The sequence below is a fragment of the Pauljensenia sp. 20925_1_27 genome (assembly GCF_041432835.1).
Lineage (GTDB): Bacteria > Actinomycetota > Actinomycetes > Actinomycetales > Actinomycetaceae > Pauljensenia.
In genome coordinates, this window is record NZ_JAPWAH010000013.1 from 13,371 (window position 1) to 36,540 (window position 23,170).

18 protein-coding genes, 1 tRNA gene and 1 riboswitch are annotated in these 23,170 nt (G+C 65.3%); of the genes, 7 read left to right on the forward strand and 12 right to left on the reverse strand.

Going from position 1 to position 23,170, the window contains the following annotated elements; all coding sequences use genetic code 11:
• Positions 1-12: 12 nt before the first annotated feature.
• From O3684_RS07635 to O3684_RS07650, 4 genes are all read right to left on the reverse strand, one after another.
• Positions 13-85: transfer RNA gene (locus tag O3684_RS07635), tRNA-Arg, on the reverse strand.
• 152 nt (positions 86-237) lie between these two features.
• Positions 238-1,170 carry a universal stress protein gene (locus O3684_RS07640; RefSeq protein ID WP_500062890.1) on the reverse strand — a complete coding sequence of 311 codons (933 nt, stop codon included), beginning with the start codon at positions 1,168-1,170 and terminating at the stop codon, positions 238-240.
• A gap of 133 nt (positions 1,171-1,303) precedes the next feature.
• Positions 1,304-2,056 carry a C40 family peptidase gene (locus O3684_RS07645; protein WP_500066088.1) on the reverse strand — a complete coding sequence of 251 codons (753 nt, stop codon included), beginning with the start codon at positions 2,054-2,056 and terminating at the stop codon, positions 1,304-1,306.
• A 2-nt stretch (positions 2,057-2,058) separates the two neighbouring features.
• Positions 2,059-2,195, reverse strand: a riboswitch (cyclic di-AMP (ydaO/yuaA leader).
• A gap of 241 nt (positions 2,196-2,436) precedes the next feature.
• Positions 2,437-3,114 (reverse strand): metal-dependent transcriptional regulator, encoded by a 678-nt coding sequence (locus O3684_RS07650; protein WP_500066090.1) that lies wholly within the window; start codon positions 3,112-3,114, stop codon positions 2,437-2,439.
• Positions 3,115-3,287: 173 nt separating this feature from the next.
• Here O3684_RS07650 and serC point away from each other — a divergent pair, with 173 nt between their 5' ends.
• The gene (serC, locus tag O3684_RS07655; RefSeq protein WP_500066091.1) at positions 3,288-4,406 is read left to right on the forward strand and encodes a phosphoserine transaminase; all 1,119 of its coding nucleotides are present in this window, start codon (positions 3,288-3,290) and stop codon (positions 4,404-4,406) included.
• Between the two features lie 18 nt (positions 4,407-4,424).
• Here the strand turns inward: serC and O3684_RS07660 are convergent, their stop codons facing one another.
• The 4 genes from O3684_RS07660 to O3684_RS07675 all read right to left on the reverse strand — a co-directional run bounded on the left by O3684_RS07660 (position 4,425) and on the right by O3684_RS07675 (position 8,652).
• Complete coding sequence (locus O3684_RS07660) at positions 4,425-5,714, reverse strand: MFS transporter (RefSeq protein ID WP_500066092.1); 1,290 nt, start codon at positions 5,712-5,714, stop codon at positions 4,425-4,427.
• A 146-nt stretch (positions 5,715-5,860) separates the two neighbouring features.
• Positions 5,861-7,312 carry an NCS2 family permease gene (locus O3684_RS07665; protein WP_500066094.1) on the reverse strand — a complete coding sequence of 484 codons (1,452 nt, stop codon included), beginning with the start codon at positions 7,310-7,312 and terminating at the stop codon, positions 5,861-5,863.
• 121 nt (positions 7,313-7,433) lie between these two features.
• Complete coding sequence (locus O3684_RS07670) at positions 7,434-8,282, reverse strand: DUF3027 domain-containing protein (RefSeq protein WP_500066095.1); 849 nt, start codon at positions 8,280-8,282, stop codon at positions 7,434-7,436.
• Positions 8,275-8,652: a cold-shock protein gene (locus tag O3684_RS07675; RefSeq protein ID WP_016460384.1), complete on the reverse strand. Its 378-nt coding sequence runs from the start codon at positions 8,650-8,652 to the stop codon at positions 8,275-8,277. Before O3684_RS07675 ends, O3684_RS07670 begins: the two co-directional genes overlap by 8 nt.
• A 204-nt stretch (positions 8,653-8,856) precedes the next feature.
• On the opposite strand from O3684_RS07675, the gene O3684_RS07680 reads away from it, so the two are divergent.
• The 4 genes from O3684_RS07680 (at position 8,857) to O3684_RS07695 (ending at position 15,582) form a co-directional block, all read left to right on the forward strand.
• Complete coding sequence (locus O3684_RS07680) at positions 8,857-10,977, forward strand: TPM domain-containing protein (protein ID WP_500066097.1); 2,121 nt, start codon at positions 8,857-8,859, stop codon at positions 10,975-10,977.
• Positions 10,978-11,029: 52 nt separating this feature from the next.
• Positions 11,030-12,904 carry a TPM domain-containing protein gene (locus tag O3684_RS07685; protein WP_500066099.1) on the forward strand — a complete coding sequence of 625 codons (1,875 nt, stop codon included), beginning with the start codon at positions 11,030-11,032 and terminating at the stop codon, positions 12,902-12,904.
• A gap of 182 nt (positions 12,905-13,086) precedes the next feature.
• Complete coding sequence (locus O3684_RS07690; RefSeq protein WP_500066101.1) at positions 13,087-14,721, forward strand: TPM domain-containing protein; 1,635 nt, start codon at positions 13,087-13,089, stop codon at positions 14,719-14,721.
• Positions 14,722-14,856: 135 nt separating this feature from the next.
• Complete coding sequence (locus tag O3684_RS07695) at positions 14,857-15,582, forward strand: PspA/IM30 family protein (protein ID WP_500062880.1); 726 nt, start codon at positions 14,857-14,859, stop codon at positions 15,580-15,582.
• A 108-nt stretch (positions 15,583-15,690) separates the two neighbouring features.
• Here the strand turns inward: O3684_RS07695 and O3684_RS07700 are convergent, their stop codons facing one another.
• Positions 15,691-16,263 (reverse strand): NYN domain-containing protein, encoded by a 573-nt coding sequence (locus tag O3684_RS07700; RefSeq protein ID WP_500066103.1) that lies wholly within the window; start codon positions 16,261-16,263, stop codon positions 15,691-15,693.
• Positions 16,264-16,342: 79 nt separating this feature from the next.
• Positions 16,343-16,936 (reverse strand): TetR/AcrR family transcriptional regulator, encoded by a 594-nt coding sequence (locus O3684_RS07705; protein ID WP_500066105.1) that lies wholly within the window; start codon positions 16,934-16,936, stop codon positions 16,343-16,345.
• A 91-nt stretch (positions 16,937-17,027) separates the two neighbouring features.
• Between O3684_RS07705 and O3684_RS07710 the strand changes: the two genes are divergently transcribed.
• Positions 17,028-19,310 carry an FAD-dependent oxidoreductase gene (locus O3684_RS07710; RefSeq protein ID WP_500066107.1) on the forward strand — a complete coding sequence of 761 codons (2,283 nt, stop codon included), beginning with the start codon at positions 17,028-17,030 and terminating at the stop codon, positions 19,308-19,310.
• A 76-nt stretch (positions 19,311-19,386) separates the two neighbouring features.
• On the opposite strand, the gene glpK is transcribed toward O3684_RS07710, so the two are convergent.
• Together glpK and O3684_RS07720 are read right to left on the reverse strand one after the other, a co-directional pair.
• Positions 19,387-20,907: a glycerol kinase GlpK gene (gene glpK / locus O3684_RS07715; RefSeq protein ID WP_500066109.1), complete on the reverse strand. Its 1,521-nt coding sequence runs from the start codon at positions 20,905-20,907 to the stop codon at positions 19,387-19,389.
• Positions 20,908-21,059: 152 nt separating this feature from the next.
• A complete protein-coding gene (locus tag O3684_RS07720) occupies positions 21,060-21,845 on the reverse strand; it encodes an MIP/aquaporin family protein (RefSeq protein WP_500062875.1) in 786 nt (261 codons plus the stop codon).
• A gap of 314 nt (positions 21,846-22,159) precedes the next feature.
• Between O3684_RS07720 and O3684_RS07725 the strand changes: the two genes are divergently transcribed.
• Complete coding sequence (locus tag O3684_RS07725) at positions 22,160-23,101, forward strand: sugar-binding transcriptional regulator (RefSeq protein WP_500066134.1); 942 nt, start codon at positions 22,160-22,162, stop codon at positions 23,099-23,101.
• Positions 23,102-23,170: the final 69 nt, after the last annotated feature.

The following is a 23,170-nucleotide window of genomic DNA, read 5'->3' on the forward strand; positions in this document are numbered from 1 at the left end:
TTCCCTTATGTGTGCCCCCGAGACGATTCGAACGTCCGACACCCGCTTTAGGAGAGCGGTGCTCTATCCCCTGAGCTACGAGGGCGTGACAAGTTGTCCGCGCCCACTGTAGCAAAGTGCGCGCGGCGTTGCCCCCTCACCGGCCGCGTACACCGGTGCAGCGGGCCGTGGCTCGCCAATAAAACGAACGAGGCCGGGGCATCCACGCGCGGTCCCCGGCCTCGTGCCGACGTGGGGTTAGCGGCGCTCCCACTCGGTGTGCACCGCGGTTGTCCCTTCTCCCAGGTGGGCGGAGGGAACGATCATGACCGGGCAGGTCGAGTGTCCAAGTACCGTCTGGGAGGTCGAGCCGAGGAGTACCCCGGCGAGGCCTCCGCGCCCGCGTGTGCCGACGACGACGAGGTCGACGGCGGTCGAGAATTCGATGAGCAGGGACGCCGCGGAGCCATCGAGGGCGTGGCGTGCGACGTGCACGTCCTTGCCATCGAGAGCAGCCGTGATGGCCGCATCCATGCCCTCGCGTACCTGCGCGAGGAGGGCGGAGTGGTCGACGCCGGTAGGCGTCCACGTCATGACGGAGGGGCCGACCGCGATCGGGACGGCGGACACGGCTGTCACGCGCGCGTCCCACAGGTCCGCCTCGCCAATCGCGCGCTTGAGGGCGCACGACGGCTGGTCGGTGCCGTCCACGCCGACGACGATGCGTTCGACGGGCGTGAAGTTCTTGCCCGAGGTGTGGCGCGGGACGACGACAACGGGGCACTTGGAGTGCGCGGGGAGGGCCGAGGAGACGGTGCCGAGCAGGCGATCAGCGAATCCACCGCCGCCGCGGGAACCGACGACGATCATGTCGACCTCGGCGGAGAAGTCAATGAGGACGCCGGCCGGATCTCCCGGTTCGGTCGAGCCGGACACATGCGTGGCGCCGTGCTCACGTGCCACGGCCTTGGCTTCCTCGACGACCTGTTCAGCCCCTGCTTTCAAGGCCTCGTCGTCGAGCACGGCGTAACCGCCGTCCAGGGCGGCGGCTGAGTAGGAGGCCAGCGCGTATGTGCACAGGCAATGAATGCGCGCTCCGGTGCGCGCGCCGCGATCAGCGGCCCAGGTGACGGCGGCAAGGCTCTCCGTCGAGCCATCGACACCGACCAGAATGACTTCGGTAGAACTCATGGTGTCCTCCTCGTGGTGGCAGTCACTTATATTGTGCCGCATTTTGACAGCCAGCGAAAGCCCAACCTGCCTCGACGCACTGATCCCCGCAGCCCATGCGGGCTGCGGGGATCACCAGCTGTCTATCGCAGGCTCAGTAGCGCACGTAGGTGGCGCCAGCGCGAACCGGCGAGATCTGGGAGAGACGACCGGGCACCGTGGCCTCAACCATCTGGCCGCCGCCGATGTAGATGGCGACGTGGCCGGGGTAGGACACGATGTCGCCGGGCTGCGGGTCAGAGACGATGGTGCCACCGGCGGCCTGGGCGGACGAGGAGTGCGGCAGGTTGATGCCGGCAGCCGCGTACGCGTACTTGACCAGGCCGGAGCAGTCGAGGCCCGCGAGGGACTCGCCGCCGTAGACGTAGGGGATGCCGGTCAGGCCCAGGGCGACTGACACGATATCCGAACCCGAGGCGTTCACGGCGGCCTGACGAGCGGAGATATCGCCCGAGGTGGCGTCGGAACGGGACTCCGAACGGGAAGCAGCGGAATCGGACGACTGCTCAGTCGCGGTGGTAGCAGCCGGTGCCGGTGCGGGGGCCTCGGCAGTGGCGGACGCGGTCGCGTCCTCCTCGGCGGTCCATGCGATGTCGGGAACCTCAACCGTGGTCACAGCATCGACCGCGACGGTCGTGGTGTTCAGGTCCGCGCTCTGCGGCTCAGACTGAGGGGTCGCCGGGGCGGCGTTCGCAACGCCGGCGGCGATCGCGGTCAGCGCAACACCGGCTGCCGACGCGAAGGCGATCGGACGAGCTGCGGTGGAGGCGTTGAGGCCCTCGACCATGGTGTCGGTCAGCGGGCGACGTGCCAGGCGGTGACGCGGAGCAGGCTTAGAAGTCTTCACTCATGTTCTCCCTGTTTCCCTGCGAGGTTAGCTGTCGGGTTCGGACGGGAAGTCCGGCTCGGCTGGCGAGCTTCACCCCTAGGCTCCGAGGAGCCGCGGTTGGGTTCCCCGCGTGAGACGAAATTTCCGCTCTATCCGTCGTCTCACTTCGGGTGCCGGATAGGCGGGTGGTCTGATGACCGGTATTCACTATAGCCTGACCAACCGGCCAATGTCACGTTCTGGTAACAGTGACCCTCCTCATCGTTACCATTCCGTGACATTTGCGTCCCGCAATCTCGGGAAAAACCCCGCCCCCTCACACGTTTCGCGATTCGAGACACACCCCGTAGACGACAAAAGCCGGGGCTTATCGCCCCGGCCTCGTCAACGAAGAGCGCTCACTCACCGCGCACGAAGAGATGAGCCGCCAACGCCATCGGCATCGTCAGGTAGCCGCGGACGTTCCCGGCCTCGTCGAGGGCCGCGACGCGCACGACGTCGCCGTGCGCCGACAGCTCCACGCGAGCGCCAGGACGCAGACGCAGCTCATCGAAGGAGGCCAGCAGTTCCGCGTCCGCCTGGATCGGCTCGCCGATGCGCGCCAGCGTGAGGACGCCGGCCTCGAGCGAACGAACCGCCAGTTCGGCGGAATAAGCACCCTCCAGCTGCTCACAGCCAGGCATCGGATTGCCGTAGGGGTCCACGGACGTGTTGCTCAGCAGCTCCTGCAGGCGCGCCTCGACGGCATCGCTCATCACGTGCTCCCAGCGGCAGGCCTCGTCGTGAACCTGGACCCAGTCCATGCCAATCACGTCGAGGAGGAGACGCTCGGCCAGGCGATGCTTGCGCAGCACCTCGGTGGCGTGTGCGCGGCCAGCCTCAGTCAGTTCGAGGCGGCGGTCCCCCATCACATGCAGGAGCCCGTCGCGCTCCATGCGCGCGACCGTCTGCGAGACCGTCGGGCCGGAGTGCCCCAGGCGGTCGACGATGCGCGCACGCAGGGGGGTGACCCCGTCCTCCTCGAGTTCGAGGATGGTCTTGAGATACATCTCAGTGGTGTCGATCAGGTCTGCCATGACGCCCTCCTTTATCAGGCATGTAATAAACACACAATAGGGTCACCTTCGTTTGCGCACGTGGAACGACGCGTTGATGCGGAAAAACAGGCGTGTCGACGTGTGGATGCTCACGATAATTCGATTAATGAACGTGATGGAAATACCTCGCTTCAGGGGACTAGGCTGTCGTCATGGTGGCTTTTCCCGACATCCCCCAGGCCCTCCTTCCCTCCGACGGACGCTTCGGCTGCGGCCCTTCCAAGGTGCGCAGCGCACAGATCGAGGCGCTCTCCTCCCCGCTCCTGATGGGCACTTCGCACCGCGCCATGCCCGTGCGAGACGTCGTCGCCTCGCTCAAGGACGGCCTGCGCACGCTCCTCGCGGTCCCCGACGACTACGAGGTGGTCCTGGGTAACGGCGGCGCCTCCGCGTTCTGGGACGCAGCCTGCGCCTGCCTGATCTCCTCGCGCGCAGCCTTCGGCTCCTGGGGCGCATTCGGCGCGAAGTTCGCCACCGAAGCCACCCGCGCGCCGCACCTGAGCGATCCGCTCATCGACGAGGCCGCCTTTGGTTCGCTCGCTACCGTGACCCCGCGCGATGACGTCGACACCTACGCCTACCCCCACAACGAGACCTCCACCGGCGTCGCCTCCCCCGTCTACCGCGTCGAGGCCCCGGGGGCACTCACCCTCGTGGACGGCACGTCGATCGCCGGCGCCGCGCCCGTCGACCTCACGCAGGTTGATGCCTACTACTTTTCTCTTCAGAAGGCTCTCGGCTCGGACGGCGGCCTGTGGGTCGCCATCCTCTCCCCCGCCGCCATCGAGCGAGCACATCGCCTCGAGGAGGGCTCGGACGGGCGCTGGGTCCCCCAGTTCCTATCGCTCACCGCGGCGGTACAGAACTCGCGCAAGGACCAGACCCTCAACACGCCCGCGCTCGCGACGATCATCATGGCGGATGCCCAGGTGCGCTGGCTCCTCGGCCGCGGCGGCATGAGCGCCGTGAGCGCCCACTGCGCCCAGGCCTCGTCCCTCATCTACGACTGGGCCGAGGCGAACCTAGCCGCGCGTCCCTTCGTGGAGAACCCGGCGTGGCGCTCCCCCGTGACCGCCACGATCGAGATCGACGAGGCCGTGAGCGCGGCCGAGCTGGCCGCACACCTGCGCGCGCGAGGGATCGTCGACATCGGCGCCTACCGCGGCGTCGGCGCCAACCAGCTGCGCATCGGCACGTGGCCGAGCGTGGAGGTCGAGGACGTGGAGGCCCTTCTCACCTGCATCGACTACTGTCTGGAGCGGGTGCTCTAAACTCCCCAGTGGCACCCGTCAGAGGGCGTCGATCGAACGGCTCGGCGCGTCCACCGAGGAATCAGCTTCAATACCCACCCACGGGAACGAGCGGCGGCGCACGACGCGCCCCTTCCAGTGGATCATCGCCCATACGCCGCACACCAGTGCGATGCCCAGCGATGCGATGCCGCCGACCAGGATCGACCAGCGCGCCCCAAACATCGTCCCCACCCAGCCGACGAGCGGCGAGCCGATCGGCGTCGCACCCAGGAAAACGAGCGAATACAGGGCCATGACGCGGCCACGCTTATCGGAATCGGTGCGCGTCTGTACGAGGGCGTTCGCACTCGTATTCATCGTCAACATGCCAAAGCCTGTGGGAATCGACAGGAGGGCAAACCACCAGTACGAGGGCGACAGGCCCAGCAGGATCTCGGCGGTCCCGTAGAAGGCGGCACCCATGAGAATCGTGCGCAGGCGAGGAGCACGGCGCGCAGCTCCCGTGGATCCGAGAATCGAACCGAAGGCCATGAAGGTCGAAAGAATGCCGAAGGAGCCCGCCGCCTTGCCGAACACCGTCGTGGCCATGAGAGCGCTCGTCATCTGGAAGTTCATGCCCAGGGCGCTCACAACGAAGATCAGCGCGAGAATAATGCGAATGTCGGTGCGACTGTGCACGTAGATCACGGACTCACGCAGCTGGCCGCGGGCGCGCGGCACGAGCGTGCGCGGATACAGTCGGTCGCCTCGCATGAGCGCCAGCGCGATGACAGGGGCGAGGAACATGACCGCGTCGATGACGAAAACCGGACCAATACCCCACCAGTCGATGAAGAAACCCGCCGATGCCGGGCCAATCAAGCGCGCCGTGTGGAAGGCGGTCGCATTGAGGGCGACGGCGTTCGCCATCTTGTCCTGAGGCACGAGCTCGCCCACGAAGGCCTGGCGCGCCGGGGTATCGATGGCGGAGATCGTCCCCGAAATGAAGGCCAGGATGTACTGGTGCCAGAGCTCGCCCGTCCCCGTCAGCACAACGACGCCGATGATGAGGGAGACGAGGCCGACCCCCGTCTGCGTGCACTGCAGGAGACGGCGCCCGGGGATGCGATCCGCGAGGACTCCCGCCCACGCCGAAAACAGGATGATCGGCAGGAACTGCAGGGCGGTGACCACGCCAACCTGCGAGGCGTCGTGATCAGTGAGGACCGTCAGCACGTACCAGTCCTGGGCGACGCGCTGAAGCCACGCGCCGGTCGAGGCAATCAGGGAGGCGACGAACCAATACCGGTAGTTCACGTAGCGCATGGACGCGAATGTTGCTGACACGCCAATCCTCCCTCTCTCACTGCAGGCACCGAACGAGGCCGGGGCGCCCACCGGCGCTCATCCTTCCTCGGCGTATTTTCCCAGGATACGACCGCCCCGCCGGAGGAAGGCTCCGGCGGGGCGGGAAGGGTGCGAAGGGTGACGAATCAGGCGACGCCAAGGAGGCGCTGAATCGGACCTATCAGGAAGTAGATGACGAACAGAGCGGAGACCACCCACATGAGCGGGTGGACCTTGCGGGCCTGGCCCTTGACGAGCTGAATAACCGCGTAGGTCACGAAGCCCACACCGATGCCGACGGAGACGGAGTAGCCGAAGGGCATGAACGCGATGGTCATGAAGGCGGGGATCGCAACCTCCGGCGAATCCCAGTCGATGCCGGTCACCTGGGTCATCATGAGGAAGCCGACGAACACGAGGGCCGTGGAGGCGGCCTCGGTCGGAACCAGCTCGACGAGGGGCGCCAGGAAGGTCGACAGCAGGAACAGGATGCCGGTGACCACGGAGGCCAGGCCTGTACGAGCACCCTCGGCGACGCCCGAGGCGGACTCGACGTAAGAAGTGTTCGAGGAGACGCCGCCGACGCCGCCGGCCACCGCGGCCAGGGAGTCGACGATCAGGATCTGGCGGGTCTTAGGGGGGTTGCCGTCCTTGTCCAGCAGGTTACCCTCGGCGCCGACGGCCACCATGGTGCCCATCGTGTCGAAGAAATCCGCGAGCATGAGCGAGAAGACCAGCAGGATCACGGAGACGACGCCGAGCTTGCCGAAGCCGCCGAACAGATCCACCTTGCCGAGCGTGTCGAAGACGGGAACGGCGATCGGGGAACCCTTGAGCTCGGGGACGGTCTGGCCCCAGCCGGTCGGGTTGGTGTCGGAAATACGCTCGAGGTGAGTGAAGGCCTGAACGATGACTGCGAGGATCGTGGAGGCGATGATCGAGATCAGCACCGCGCCCTTTACCTTGCGCACGTAGAGGATCATCATGAGGAACAGGCCGGACACGAAGACGAGGGCCGGCCAGCCGTCGAGCGAGCCCGAGATACCGAACTGGACGGGGGTCGCGCCGGTACGCACGATGCCCGCGTTCACGAGGCCAATGAGGGCCACGAAGAGGCCCAGGCCCACCGTGATGGCGGTCTTGAGGGCGGCGGGAACCGCACGGAAAACGGCCTCGCGGAAGCCGGTGAGAACCAGCAGGAAGATGAGGATACCTTCCCAGGCGATGATGCCCATGGCCTCGCCGTAGCTGAGGCCGGCGCCAAGGACCAGGGTGAAGGCGACGACCGCGTTGAGGCCGAGGCCGGCGGCGAGCGCCAGGGGGTAGTTCGCGACGACACCCATGAGGATCGTCATGATGCCCGCGACGAGCGCGGTGCCAGCAGCGATGCCCTGGGTCGTAATGGAACCGTCCTTGGGAACGGCGTTGCCCAGGATCGCCGGGTTGACGACCAGGATGTACGCCATCGCGAAGAAGGTGACAAATCCACCGCGGATTTCGTGACTGATCGTCGAGCCGCGCTTGGAAATCTGGAAGAACGAATCAAGTGACTGTGCGAAGCCGCCGTGGGATGGGGCGGTTTTTTCTTGTGTGCTCACTGAACAATCGTGCCTTTTCGGGGGCGAGCACGCAAACAAAATCGCCGTATGCCCACTTGTTGAGAAAGCACCCGAGACCTGGTCTCGGATGCTATCTCTCAGTTCATCACGGAAGCGGGCGTCAGTCGGCCTGTTCGGAAGCCGCCGATGCTCCGGCCTCGTCAGCCTCGCCCGTCGCGGCCTCGTCCGCCTTCGACTCCTCCGACACGCGCGGCATCGGCTCCGCATCGAGCGCCCCCTCGTTGATGCGCGACGGGCGCACCGGCCATGCCGTGCCGTTCTTGGGGACGTCGGTCTCCGAGTGGGACCCACACGTGTGATCCAGGGACACGACGGCCCCGTCGTCGGTGGCCCACTCGTTCGCGCACACGCCGAACATGGTGCGCATGTCGCCGCTCATCTTCATGAGGAAGCCGCACGAAGAGCAGGTGTTACGCGGGCGACGCCCCGACTTCGGCCCGCGCTCGGAATCGTACCAGCGCTTAGCCGCCTGATCGCGCCCCTCCTGCGACAGGACGCGGGCTCGCCCCAGGCCAAGCTCGCGCACGATCGGCAGATCCGGGTCATCGCTCGTGTCCTCGAACCCCTGCTCAAGGCGCTCGTCCTCCGCCTTGTAGGGCAGGACGTCGTCACGGGAAATATCCGAGGGACGCAGGCGTTCCTCCCACGGCACCCACTCGGGGGCGAGAAGCGCACCCTCGCGAGGAGTCATATCGACCTCGCACACGGTGGCGACGCGCCCGCGCGGCACGCGCGCGACCGTGACGGCCCAGCACCAGCCCACGTACCCCGCGTCAGTCGACGCGAAATAGTGAGTCCCCAGGCGCTCCGACACCATCTCGAAGCCGACGTGATCGCCGACGGGACGCGGATGGGCCACGGCCTCGGCGCCAGCGCGCGCGACGTCGACGGCACCCTCGAGGACGGCGTCCTTCTTCACTGCCCGCACACGGGCCACAGTTTTAGGCATCAAATTCCTCTGCGACGGCGCGCAGCACCTTCGCGATCTTGGTCGCGTTGTCCGGGTACGATCCGCGACGCAGGGCGGCACTCGACGAGTCAAGGAGCTTGATCAGGTCCTCGACGACGGGCACCATCGCCTGCGGCTTGCGGCGCTTGGCTCGGGCAACGGAAGCTGTCTCCTTCAGGAAGCGCACGCTCAGGGCCTGCGGTCCCTTGCGTCCGTCGGCGACCGAATACTCCACGCGAGCACCCACTCGGGGGTTGGGGTGGTCGGCCGGCAGCGCGGACGAGTGGAGGAAGACATCCGCCCCGTCGTCTCCTGCGATGAAACCGAAACCGCGATCCGCGTCGAAGAACCTCACTTTACCGGTGGGCATAGTCCCCTCCTTCTCTCAATAGTCTGTGAGCCCAATGGGCTCCCCCTATCATAGGGCGCTCTCCCCGTGCGCGTGGGAGACGGGCCGACGCCTGTAGCGAACAGCACCGCTCATCCCAGGAAGAGCCAACTTTCACGTAGACTGACCCCAGGGCAACAATCACGCGACGCTGGTTTCGTCACATGCTCGACAGGACCGTGTGGCGTGATGTATGTTTCTCTGTTCGCCACTTCGCAGGAGGACCCAGTGTCACGAATCCGCCGCTTCAGCCTCGTCGCTGTGCTGACCACGCTACTGCTTGCACTCGGACTCCCGTCCTTCGCTGCCTCCCCCCTGAGCGTCAACGGAAGCGTGACAGACCCAGACGGATGGCTGTCTCACTCCGACCGTTCGTCGGTCGAGTCAGCCACGAGCAAGGCTGCGTCCCACGGCATGAACGTCTCCGTCGTCTTTGTCGCAAACTTGTCGGGCATGGATGCGCAGACGTGGTGCCAGCAGACCGTCCAGCGTTCATCGTTGAACGCTGGAACCATCGTCTACGTCATCGCCTACTCTGAGCGACACGACGCCGCGTGCGTCTACAACGGGACCTCCCCGTCCGTGCTCCAAAGCGCGGTCAGGGCCTCGGAGGCTCAGCTGTCGTCGAAGCCGCTCACTTCCTCCGATGGCGCCAGGGGCGTCAACGCCTTCGTCGACACTCTCGTCAACGCAAACTCCTCGAGCCCATCGCGCTCAGGTTCGTCGAGCAATTCCAGGGCCTCCGAGTCCAGTTCCAGCGACGGCATGGGCGCGATCCTCGCCATCTTCCTGTTCCTCATCGTCCTGGTCGCCGGCTTTTGTGTCATCGGCTTCGCCGTGTCACGCTCGTCGAAGCGCAACAGGGTCGTCGCGCAGCAGGCGGCGCAGGTCGACGCCCAAGCCGCAGCACGGGCGGTCCAGGAAGCGAACCGCCAACTCCTGGCTGCCGATGAACAGATCCGCACGGCGTCAGACGAATTGGACTTCGCTCGTGCCCAGTTCGGCCTCGGCGCCACCGATAGTTTTGCCCAGGCGATCGACATCGGTAAGGCGGCTGTCTCCCGCGGTTTCAGCGCACAATCCCAGATGAACTCGACGCCCGTACCCGCCGAGCAACTGCGACTGGCCACCGCCATCATGGCCGACCTGGGGGCCAACATGAACCCGCTCAGCGCCATCCAGGCGTCGTTTGCGGCCAAACGCGCCGAACAGGCGTCCCTCCCCGAGCGCATCAGCGAAGCACGCGAACGCCTCGCCGAAGAGCTCTCGGACCTCGAACGTGCGAAGGCCGAGCTTGCCTCCATCGCGTCCCTGTACCCGACGCAGATGCTCGCGTCCCTCCAGGACAATCCGGAGCAGGCCTCGGCGTTGCTTACCTCGGCTCGCAGTGCACTCGACGCCGCCGACGCGGCGGTATCCACCGACCGTGCACGGGCTTCAAGCGCCCTCGACACCGCCCTGCGCGCCCTGACGATGGCAAAACACCAGACGGACGCGATTTTCTCCGCCAAGTCCGACCTGGACGCCATCCGCGATCGCCTCGTCGCCGCGATCAGCTCCATTTCTTCGGACATCACAGACGTCGACAACCTGGACACGGATCCGACCGTCTTCGATCCGATGGTGGCCGACGCGCGGGCCGCAATCAAAGAGGCGCAGGCCGCGCTGGCAAACAACGGTGATCCGCTCGCCGCTCTCGAGCATCTGCGCATGGCCGAGGCGACACTCGACGCTGCGCTCGAGCCACTGCGCACGAAGGAGGAGGCCTACCAGAAGGCGTACGCCGCCGCGGAGGCGCAAATCTCCCTGGCGGACTCGGCCGTGGCCCAGGCACAGCGCTACGTGCAGGGTCGGCGAGGCGCCATCGACCTGAATGTCCGTTCCACGCTCAACGACGCGGAGACTGCCCTCAGCAGCGCACGCGACGCGCTCGACGAGGACCCCGATGCTGCGATGTCCCATGCAACAAACGCGCGCGCCCTCGCCGATAACGTCATGGCGACGCCGATCCAGAACGTCGGCGGCACGTGGGGACAGCCCACGGGCAACAACGGATCCTTCACCGGATCCTCGCTGGGCGACTTCCTCCTGTGGTCGACTCTGTTCTCGAACGCCGGGTCTCACCATCACTATCACCATCACCACTACGACGACGATGACTTCGATCCCTTCCGCAGCGGATCGCGCTCCTCCGGCTCCGGCTGGTCCTTCGCCTCGGGCGGCGGTTCCGACTGGGGCTCGGGCGGCTCCGATTGGGGCAGCGGGAGCTCCGACTCCGGATGGTCGTCGGCCTCCGGCAGTTTCTGACCCCGTGACCCGCAGCGAGCGTTTATCAGTTCCCGACGAACAGGAGGGCAACGTGTCACGGATCCGACGCCTCGGCCTCGTCGCCATCATGGCGGTTGCGCTGCTCGTCGGCGGCACGCCCGCATTCGCAACCGAGCCCCTCACCACAGAGGGACACGTCACCGATCCGGACTCTTTCCTGAGCGACGAGCAACGCGCAACGATCGAGTCTCCCGCGCAGGCGTTCTATACCACGTACAACACGATCATCGACGTCGTCGTGGTCCCCGATTTCTCTGGTCAGAAACCGTCCGCTTGGTGTGAGGCTACCCTCAAGCAATCACGCACAAGCGAAAAAGGCATCCTCTACGTTGTCTCCTACGAGGATGGCACGGATGCGTTCTGCACGGACGCGAAAATGGCTCGGGAGATGTCGGATTACAGCACCAGGATAATGATGGACAGCGCGCTCAGTGCCGCCCATCGCAAGTACAAAACAACGCCATTGCCCCCCGAAGAGGCAGCGGCAGGTGCCGAGGCCTTCATTCGCGACCTACGCAGCTCATATGACTTCAGCGCGGATCTAGCTGCCAGCCACCGCAAGAGCCAGGAACAAGAGAAAAAGGCGAGGGAAGAAAGAGAGCAGGAAGAAAAGAAGAGGAAGCGCGGCGCTAACATCCTCATATCTGCGGTCATTGTGATCGCCATTGTCTCCAACGTATGGGTGTGGGGGCGGAAATTGAACGGAGACGACGAACCCACTACTGAGACCACGTATCGTACCCCGGAGGCCGAGGATCGCACCCCGATCGTGGACACCGTGCGGCGCGACGCCCTGAGGGCCGCTGCGGAGGCCAGGCGGCGCCTGTCGGAGGCCGAGGAGCAGGTGCGCGGCGCGGAAGAGGACTGGAACTACGCTCGCGCCCAGTTCGGTAGCGCTGCGACCGAACAGTACGGGCACCGCCTCGAGGCAGCAAAGGATGCGATTGCACGGGGCTTCGACACCTACGAACAGATAGAGCTCACCCCAGACGCTCACACCAAGCGACGCCTCGCCTCGACAATCACGGCGGATCTCGACAAGAACCTTCCGCCGCTCCAGGATGCTCGCCAGGAGTTCGCCGCACAGAGCGAGAAGCGGCTATCGCTTCCCGCGCAGGTCGCCGATGCCCGCGAGCGCCTCGTCGAGGAACTCGCTGACCTGGAGCGCGCGAAGGAAGAGCTGACGAGCATCGCGGGCCTCTACCCCGCATCCATGCTCGCTTCCCTCCAGGACAATCCGCAGCGCGCGGAACAACTGCTGGAGTCCGCTCGTGCGGCGTTGGAGACGGCCGGCGCGCATCTCGACACCGACGCCACCCGCGCAGCCTCCGCACTGGATACCGCCCAGCGCGCACTGTCCATGGCAAACGCGCAGACGGATGCCATTTTCTCCGCAAAGACCGACCTCGATACATTCCGCGAGAAGCTCGCCGCTTCCATCGGTTCCGTGTCTCAGTCCCTCTCGGATGCGAAGAACCTCGATTCCGCCGCCGCTCCCTTCGGCCCCCTTCTGGACGAGGCAGAGGCCGCCATCTCCCAGGGCCAGCGCGCGCTGGTCAGTGACGAGGACCCCCTCGGCGCTCTCGAGAGCCTGCGCGATGTGGAGCTCCGGCTGGAGGCTCTGCTCGCACCCCTGACGACTCAGGATGGCGCGCAGCGCGGGGCGCGAGAGACCGCCGAGCGCGACATCCGCAATGCCGATGCTGCCCTGACCCGGGCTCGCGAGCACTTGAACAGGCACGAAGGGTCGGCTCTATTCGACGTGAACAAGCTGATGCGCGAGGCCGAGCAAGCGATGACCGCGGCACGCGAAGCCCTCGACGAAGATCCCCTGCAGGCAAGCGCAGCGGCCTCGCGCGCCACGACGCTCGCTGAGCGAGCGATTGCAGCGCCAGGGCGACACTAGAGGAGGCGTTCGACGACCCATTGCTTACCCCCGTCCGTGTAGGCGCAACTGTCACCCGTACCTGATCGTCGTATACACTCATCACAGATCGACATAATGTGACAGACCCTACAAGATTATGTGGACATTATCATCCGCAATCATGTATTTTTATCTGTTCGCCACTCACCAAGGAGGATCGCGTGCCACGGATTCGACGCATGGGTATCGCAGCCGTTATGACGGCCGCGATGCTTGTCGTTGGCGCGCCAGCATTTGCGACCGAGCCGCTCACGCCGAGCGGATACGTCACCGATTCGGACGGCTTCCTCAGCGACGAGCAGCGCGCGGAGATCGAGACCCGCGCAGAATCCCTCGACTCCAAGTATTCCGTTCCTGTCTACATCGTCATCGTCCCCAACTTTTCCGACCAGGAACCGGCGAAGTGGTGCCAGTCCACCCTCGCCAATATCGAGCACAACGACAAGGTCATCCTCTACGTTGTCGGATATGAGGACGGAACGGACGTCTACTGCGTTGGCAACGAGATGGCTCGGTTGATACGCGGCAATGTGTTGACCGAAGGTTACATTAAGAGTGCACTATCGGCAGCCCGTCGGGCATACAAGTCGACCCCGCTCACCCCCGAGGAAGCAGCTGCGGGCCCAACAGCCTTCATCAGCGACCTTAGCAACTCCTACTACACGGCCGAGGAAATTGCCTCCCGCCGCGAGGCATATAACCAGGATCTGACAAAGGAAACCAAGTACGACAAAATCAAGACCGTTCTCGCATTCCTCGGCGTGGGTTTCCTCTTTGTGATCGGCATTTTCTTCGAACTGTGGACCAAGCAGCGAGAAGAAGAAAAACAAGCCATAGAAATTGAAACGGCCGCATGGCGCATATCGCGCCGCAGGGATGAGCGCGAGGACAAGGCCGCGCAGCGAGATGCCGACAGGGCGGTCCAGCAGGCGAGTGATCGCTTGTCCCAAGCCGATCAGGAAGTACGCGACGCCGAAAAGGAATGGGACTACGCCCGCGCACAGTTCGGTATCGCGGCAACCGAACAGTTCCGTAACCGCATCAAGGCGGCGAAGGAGGCGCTCTCTCGCGGGGACGCCCTTCTGAAGCAGTGCCACGCGACGTACAACCCAGCGACTAAGAAGAGCTTAGCGTCACAGATGGTCAGCGATCTCGACACGCACCTCGGCCTTCTGCGCGATGCTCAGGCTCCCTTCAGCACGAAGCGTTCCGAGCGCACCGCTCTGCCCACTCGCCTGACTGAAGCCCAGGAGCGCCTGACCGAAGAGCTGGCTGACGTCGAGCGCTCCAGGGAGGAGCTGGCGACCATTGCCAGCATTTACCCCGGCACGGTACTGGCTGCACTCGAGGACAATCCCGACAAGGCCGCGTCGCTGCTCACCTCTGCGCGCAGCGCCATTGAGTCCGCCCAGGCAATCATTGACACGGACGCCGAACTCGCAGCTTCCGCAGTCGATACTGCCGAACGAGCACTCCTCATGGCCTACCACGAAACGAACGCGATCTTCACGGCAAAACTCGATCTGGATAACATCGAGGATCGTCTTGGCGCTACCATCGCGTCCCTCTCTTCGGGTATTGAGGAGGCTGACAACCTCCAGACCGACCAGACCCTGCTCGCTCCCCTCATCACCGATGCTCGTGCGGCGATCGCACGGGCACAGGAGGCCCTTATTCACAACGACAATCCGCTCGACGCGCTCGAGCACGCGCGCGCCACGGAAGCCAAGCTGAACGCCACGCTTGATCCGCTGCGCACCGCCGGGCGCCAATCGGGAGGGACGCGCACACCGTGACGACGACGCCCTCCCCGACACGTACCGGTCCACCATCCGGTTCGGACTCACAGTAGTTCACCCACCAAGACCAGCGAGGCTCTCTCCTCGCGCACAACCCGCGCACATGCGCACCACCCCACAAAGGAGAACATCATGGCCGAAAAGCAGACGATCCTGGGCCGCATCGCTCAGCTCGCCAAGGCGAACATCAACGCGCTCCTCGACAAGGCCGAGGACCCGCAGAAGATGATCGACCAGCTCATCCGCGACTACACCAACTCGATCATCGAGGCCGAGAACGCGATCGCTCAGACGCTGGGCAACCTGCGCATGGCGGAGCGTGACTACGAGGAGGACGTCAAGGCAGCTGCTGACTGGGGCCAGAAGGCGGCCGCTGCTTCCGCGAAGGCTGACTCGCTGCGCGCCGCCGGAGACGAGGCAGGAGCCGATAAGTGGGATAACCTGGCTAAGGTCGCTCTCGGTAAGCAGATCCAGTTCGAGAACGAGGTCAAGACCGAGGAACCCGCTCTCGCTTCTCAGCGTGATGTTGCCGAGCGCCTCAAGACCGGTCTCGCTCAGATGAAGGATAAGCTCTCCGAGCTCAAGACCCGCCGTGACCAGCTGATCGCCCGCGAGAAGACCGCGCGGGCGCAGGCACAGGTGACCGACGCCCTCAACTCCATCAACATCCTGGATCCCACGAGCGAACTCGGTCGTTTCGAGGATCGCGTGCGCCAGCAGGAGGCTCTCGCCCAGGGCAAGATGGAACTGGCCTCATCGTCGCTGGATGCCCAGTTCGCTGAGCTGCAGACCGACTCCTCGCAGGTGGAGATCGAGGCTCGCCTGGCCGCCCTCAAGGGTAAGAACACGCAGGCGTGAGCCACGCGGCCTCGTCGCTCATCCAGGCATAGATAAGCCGGGCGGCCCCTCGCGGGGCCGCCCGGCTCGTTTGGTATCTCTGCGCTGCGCGTCGCGCGCCTCTCAGGCTTACAGGAAGGCCATCGGGTCGAAGTCGTCGATGTCGATGATGTGGAGCCTGGGCAGGCGCACCTGGAAGGCGTGCACGTCGTATTCGAGGTCGATGATTTCCAGGCCTCGTTCCTCCAGCTCGTGGAGCTGGGAGGAGAGGAATTCCTTGAAGCACATGACCGCGACGCGGCGACCCTGGTCGAGGAGGGTCTCGATCTGGGGCAGGAAGTCTGCGTCGTGGCTGGCCAGGATGACGTCGCCCGTGCCGAGCTGCGCGATCGCGTCCATGGTGCGCTGGAGGCCAACGTCGACGACCTTCATCTCGGCGGGACCCGCCAGGGGAATTACCGAGTAGTCCATGGCCGTGAGCGCCTGAACGAAGCCCATCGGCAGGAAGCCGGACGAACCATTCAGGAAGAATAGGCCCTTGGCCTTCTGGCCCCAGCGGCCGTGCGCGCTCTCGAGGACACGGTCCCAGCGGGGGCGCTCCTCGGGATTCGGGCGACGATCGAGGACAGAAAGGCCCAGCGTCGCATCAATATTCTCGCCATCTACGACGAGGTATGTCGTTTGATCATTAGGGTTTTCCATGGAATTAGAGTAACCGACGATTGCCTGGCCCTGATCGGCCTTGGGTCCTAGACATTTCCCCTCATAGGCACAAGGCCCATCATTCACCCGTCACTCCGTCGATAAAGAAGGGCGATTCGATGGTGTGGCGGGCGAAGCGCTGCGCGTCGCCTCCGCTGCCGAGGGCCGGCGGCCCATCAAGGACGAGAGTGGCGAGGCCGTGAATGTATGCCCACAGGGTCACTTCCGCGTGTGGATCGTCGGTCCCATAAGCGATGCGCGCCAACGATCGCAGCTGGGAGCGTGCCGCCATGCTGGCTTGCGCTAGTCCCGGATGCGCGGCCGCATCGTACATATCCGATCGAAACATGATCCGGAAGACCCCGGGGTTCGCCAGCGCGCACGTGAGGTAGGCGTGTCCGGCGGCTCGTGTCACATCCTGCGGCGACGCGCCTTCGCTGTACTCCCTGGCCTCGCACAGCGACCGTTCGAGTGAGCGGTATCCCTCCTCGACAAGCGCCACGAGGATTCCTTCGCGCCCCTGGAAGTAGTGGTAGGGAGCTTGGTGCGTACAGCCCGCACGACGAGCCACTTCGCGCATGGACAGGGAGGAGGGCCCGCCCTCGTTGAGGAGATCGCGACTGATCGCGAGGATCGCCTCGCGCAGTCCTTCGGATTTCGTAGAGCGCGTCATGGACTCAGTGTAACCGAGACAGCAGCCAAACTTGACAGCGTCTAGCGCACATGTTGTCATAAGTAGACACTGTCTAGTTTTGGGAGTTTCCATGTATGACGCGATCATTATCGGCTCGGGCATCGGCTCGCTCACGACGGCCGGCCTCCTTGCCGGAACCGCGGGAGCGCGCGTGCTCGTCCTCGAAAAGCACCACACCCCCGGCGGTCTCACCCACTCGTTCCGCCGGATGGGCGCTTCCTGGGATGTCGGGCTGCACTACGTCGGCGACATGCACCCGGGATCCCGCCCACGCCAGCTGTTTGACTACCTCACCGGCGGCGCGCTCACGTGGAACCGAATGCCGACGGGCTATGACCGCTTCGTCCTCCCCGACCACGGCCTCGACGTCACAATCCCATCCAGTATCGAGGAGTACCAACGCCTCCTGATCTCCCTGTTTCCACGCGAGAAGAGAGCCATTCGACGCTACTGCCGGGACGTGACGCGCGCCTATTCGTGGATGTCGCTGCGCTACATGGCCGAGATGGTCCCGCCACAGGCGTCCCCCGCCATTCGCCTCGCGCTGCGCCTGCGGGCAGGATGTGCCCTGGAACGGACAGAGCACTACATGGAGCGCCGCTTCCACGACCCGGCCCTGCGCGCCCTCCTCACCACGCATTGGGGCGACTACGGGGTCGAGCCCGCTCGCAGCGCGTTCGTTGCCCACGCGATGATCGTGTGCCACTACATGGATGGCGCATGGTTCCCACGCGGCGGAAGCGGGCAGATCGCGCGCATGATCGAGGAGCGGATCCGCGCATCCGGAGGCGAGATTCGCCTGTGCCAGGACGTCGACGACATCCTCGTCGAGGACGGGCGAGCAGTGGGTGTGCGCGTCACCGATCGCAGCGGTCCCGCTCCCATCTCCTACGAGGAGCGTGCTCCCATCGTGATTTCCGGCGTCGGCGCGCGCGAAACCTACACCCAGCTACTGCGGGCGACCGGTCCGATCGGCGCGCTCACTGCATGTGTCCGCGAACACGTCGCCCGCCTCGGGCACGGGGGCTCCGCGGTGACCGTCTACCTCACACTCGACCACTACCCCGCCGGCGTGGACGGCTCGAACGTCTGGGTCAATAAGGGCCGGGGACCCGACGACCTGGAGCAGATGACCGAGGACCTGTGCCAGGGACGCCCTCAATCAGCCTTCATCTCGTTCCCGGGAATCAAAGCCGGAGACCGCCACGCGACCGCGGAAATCGTCTCCTTCGCCCGACCGGAGGCCTTCGACCGATGGTCAGGAACGAGGCCGGGGATGCGCGGGGCGGACTACGAACGCCTAACGTCGGCGATGGCACGCGGACTCATCGACCTCGCGGACACGACCATACCCGGATTCAAGGACAGTGTGCGCTTCGTCGAGGTTGGCACCCCGCTCACGATCGAACACTTCACATCACACGAGGGCGGATGCTTCTACGGACTACCCCTCACGCCCGAGCGTTTCACCGCGGACCTGACCTCCCCCTCGACCCCCATCGACGGTCTTTTCCTGACCGGGCAGGACGCCGGAATGCCCGGCATCGTGGGCGCCGCCCTGGCTGGCATGTCCACGGCCTGCAAGGTGCTCGGGCCCGCCGGATATCCCCGCATCATGCGCTCACTGAGCGGACAGGGTGGGCCCCAGGGTCGCGCCGCACTCTCCCACGACTCCGCAACTGAACGCGCCGCCGGTGCGAGGCGCTATCGGGCGACGGCACAGAGCACCCGCTGGATCACCCCCACAGTTCGCGAGATCGCGCTCGCACTCCCCGAGTGCGCGACGTGGGAGGCGGGCCAGTACGCGCTCGTTCGGGTCTCTCCATTCGAATGGCGACCGTACTCCCTCGCATCAGCCCCCGGGCGCACCGTCAGGCTCCTCGTTGACGTGCGCACGAAGGGCGCGGGCGCCTCCTGGGCTCGCACCATCGCACCCGGCGACGACGTCGACCTCGAGCTGCCCTACGGCCACTGGCTCGTCACGCCAGACCGGAGCACGACCGACGCCGAGGCACCACACCGACGCATTTTCATCGCGACCGGCACGGGCATCGCCCCATTCCTCGCAGCGTTCGAGGCCGACAAGCGCGACGACGACATACTCATCGTCGGATACTCACGGACGGAAGACGACCTGACAGGCCGAGCGGGCACACCGCTGCCCCCGCTCATTCGATGCGTCAGCCGCGAGGCGGCGCCCGGCACGTTTTACGGGCGTATCACCGACTACCTGAACGCCGAGGGCATCGACCCCCAGGCCACGTACTACGTGTGCGGCTCCGCCCGCATAGTCCGCGACATTTCGCGCATTATCCAGGCCGGGGGCGCGCGCGTCTCCTTCGAGACGTTCTAACGCGCCCCTCCCGCGCGCGGCGAGGCCGGGACCGCTCAACGCAGCCCCGGCCTCGTCAGTGTCTATGGAATGACTGTCACAACACGTCGTCGTCGACCCAGTCGAGCGTACGCGTCACGGCCTTCTTCCACAGGCGGTAGGTGCGGTCGCGCTCGGCCGGCTCCATGGACGGCGTCCAGCGCTTGCCCTCCTGCCAGTTGGCCACGACATCGTCGGTGCCCGACCAGAAGCCCACGGCCATACCGGCTGCGTAGGCGGCACCCAGAGCGGTCGTCTCAATGACCTTCGGGCGAACGACGTCGACGCCGCACAGGTCGGCCTGGAACTGCATGACCAGGTCGTCGTGCGTCATGCCACCGTCAACCTTGAGCTCCTTGAGCGGCACGCCGGCGTCGGCGTTCATCGCGTCGAGGACCTCGGCGCTCTGGAACGCGGTCGACTCCTCGACGGCGCGGGCGATGTGGCCCTTGTTGACGTACCGGGTCAGGCCCACGATCGCGCCGCGAGCGTCCGAACGCCAGTAGGGGGCGAACAAGCCGGAGAAGGCGGGGACGAAGTAGACGCCGCCGTTGTCCTCGACCGTGCTGGCCAGCTCGCCGATGTCCGAAGACTTGACGATCATGCCGAGGTTATCGCGCAGCCACTGGACCAGCGAGCCGGCGACGGCGATCGAGCCTTCGAGGGCGTACACGGCCGGCTGCTCGCCGATCTTGTAGGCCACCGTGGTGAGCAGACCGTTGTTGGAGAAGACGGGCTCCGTGCCGGTGTTCATGAGCATGAAGCAGCCGGTGCCGTAGGTGTTCTTCGCCATGCCCTTCTCGAAGCAGGCCTGGCCGAAGGTGGCCGCCTGCTGGTCGCCGAGAATGCCCGCGATCGGGGTATCGACGAGCAGACCGTTCTTGCGGCCGTAGCCGTAGATCTCGGAGGAGGACTTGATCTCGGGGAGCATCGACATCGGAATGCCGAAGATCTCGCAGACGTCCTCACGCCAGGAGAGCGTGCGGATATCCATCAGCATGGTGCGCGAGGCGTTGGTGACGTCGGTGCAGTGAACGCCGCCGTTGACGCCGCCCGTCAGGTTCCACAGGACCCAGCAGTCGGTGTTGCCGAAGAGCAGGTCCCCGGCCTCGGCGCGCTCACGTGCACCCTCGACGTTGTCCAGGATCCACTTGATCTTGGAGCCCGAGAAGTACGGGGACAGACCCAGGCCGCAGATCTGGCGGAAGCGATCCGGGCCCTCGTCGCCCTCGAGCTCCTTGACGATGTCGGAGGTACGCATGTCCTGCCAGACGATCGCGTTGTACACGGGCTCGCCGGTGTTCTTATCCCACACGACGGTGGTCTCGCGCTGGTTAGTAATGCCCACGGCCGCCAGCTGGTGACGGTTGATCTCCGCCTTCTGCAGAGCCTCCGCGACGACGGTACGAGTGGTGTCCCAGATCTCGATGGGGTTGTGCTCGACCCAGCCCGGGTTCGGGAAGATCTGCGTGAATTCCTTCTGGCCGACGGAGACGATCTCGCCGGAGTGGTTGAAGATAATCGCGCGGGTCGAAGTGGTGCCCTGATCGATGGCGAGAACGAACTTTTCGGTGGTCATGAGTGTCCTTTCGGTGGCGTTGTCACATCGTTGTGTATGCCGCGCCTAGCCACCTGCGCGGCTGTTGGGACTTCCCAGTCCCAGAAAATGTCACCCCGGCGGTGGGGTTCCACGCGGGCGAGGCCACGCCGGCCTCGCCCGCGCACTCACTCTCAGGCGAGAGCGAGGAAGTAGATGACGGTGCCGACGATGGCGCCGATGATCGGGCCGACGACGGGAACCCAGGAGTAACCCCAGTCGGAGCCGCCCTTGCCCTTGATCGGCAGGATCGCGTGAGCGATACGCGGGCCGAGGTCACGGGCCGGGTTGATGGCGTAACCGGTGGGGCCACCGAGCGAGTTACCGATGACGACGATGATGAGGGCGACGCCGAGCGGGCCGATCGCAGTTTCGGTGTAGCCGGAGACGTAGACCCACAGGATCAGGACGGCGGTGCCGATGGCCTCAGTGAGGCAGTTCCAACCGTAGGAGCGGATCTCGGGGCCGGTGGAGAAGACGCCCAGCTTGAGGGCGGGGTCGCAATCCTCGTCGAAGTGCTTCTTGAAGGTCAGCCAGCACAGGACCGCACCGACGAAGGCGCCGAGGAACTGAGCAACGATGTAGACGAGAATGTTGGTGGTGTTGACCGCAACGCCGGGGGCGAGCTCAACGGAGGAGTCGAAGGCGTGTCCGACAGCCTTGGCAATAGTGACGGCGGGGTTCAGGTGGCCGCCAGAGCGGAAGGCAACATAGACGCCGGCGAAGACCGCCAGGCCCCATCCCCAGTTGATGAGCAGCCAGCCGCCGCCCTTGCCCTTGGACTTGGGCAGGAGGTTCGTGGCGACGACGCCGCCACCGAGGAGCAGGAGGACGGCAGTGCCGAGGAACTCAGACCAGAAAAGCTGGCCCGTGGTCGGGGCAGCCATATCGGCGGCTGCCGGGAGCAGTGTTGTGAGCATGTTTCCCTATCTTTCTCCGGCGCGTCTTCGCACCGGGTCACCGGTGTTGTACCACCGCTAACTGTGTACCGTCGAACGGTATCCGCTCGGATATGATTCGCGGGTCACGTCACAGTATGGCACTTGATGCACGTTAGCCCAAACCGAGTGCACATCCGTGCAAGCCTACAGGTGTGACCCTGGTCATCTGCCACGCATCGTTCCAGATTGGCCGACACTCTATCTGATCTCGAAAGTCACACACCTGCACGCCTGTGCATGGCACACTAGAAAACGTGACAATACGTGACGAACAGGCTCACGAGGCCGCCTCGATGTACTACCTCCAGGGCCAGACGATGGAAACAATCGCCCACCACCTGCAGATATCGCGATCCTCGGTCTCGCGACTCCTCGCCCACGCGCGAGAAGTCGGCCTCGTACGCATTTCCGTGTCCGCATCCCCCGGCCTGAAAGGCACCCTCGCCGGCCAGATCGCCGACCTGTTCGGAGTCCAGGTCTCGGTCGTCCCCGTTCACGACGTGCACACCGAGGTCAACCGCCTGCACAACGTTGCACTGGTCGCCGCCGAACACCTCGTCGACATGCTCTTCCCCGGCGTCACCCTCGGCATCGCCTGGGGAAACACGACCGCCGAGGTCACGCGCGCAATGCCCCACGTGTCCTTCCCGGGCTCCACCGTCGTCCAGCTCAACGGCGCGGCAACGGCCACCGAGTCGGGCATGCCCTACGCCGAGGCCATCATCGCCCGAGCCGCTAAGGCCATCGGCGGGCGCATCGTCAACTTCCCCGTCCCCGCCTTCTTCGACTACGCGGACACGAAGGAAGCGCTCTGGCGCGAGCGCTCCGTCCAGTCGGTCCTCAACACGATCGACAGCGCCGACGTCGCCCTGTTCGGCGTGGGATCAATGTCCGCACGCCTACCCTCCCACGTCTACTCGGGCGGATTCCTCGACCCCAACGAGATCGCCGCAGCGCAAAACGACGGCGTCGTCGGCGACGTGTGCACCGTCCTCATCCGCGAGGACGGCTCCACGAACATGCACCTCAACGACCGCGCGTCCGGCCCATGCCCATCCACGCTCAAGAAGATCCCGCGCCGCCTGTGCGTCGTCTCCGGCACCTCCAAGGCACTCCCGCTGCTGGGAGCCCTGCGCGCGGGGGTCGCCACCGACCTCGTCCTCGACGACGGCGCCGCGCACGAGCTCCTCGACCTCGTCCACACGCGCATGTCGTCCCGGCGTTCCTTCGTCTAAGCCCGCGACCGCGCGAACGCACGAAGTGGCCCCGGCCTCGTCCCTCCTACAGGGAACGAGGCCGGGGCC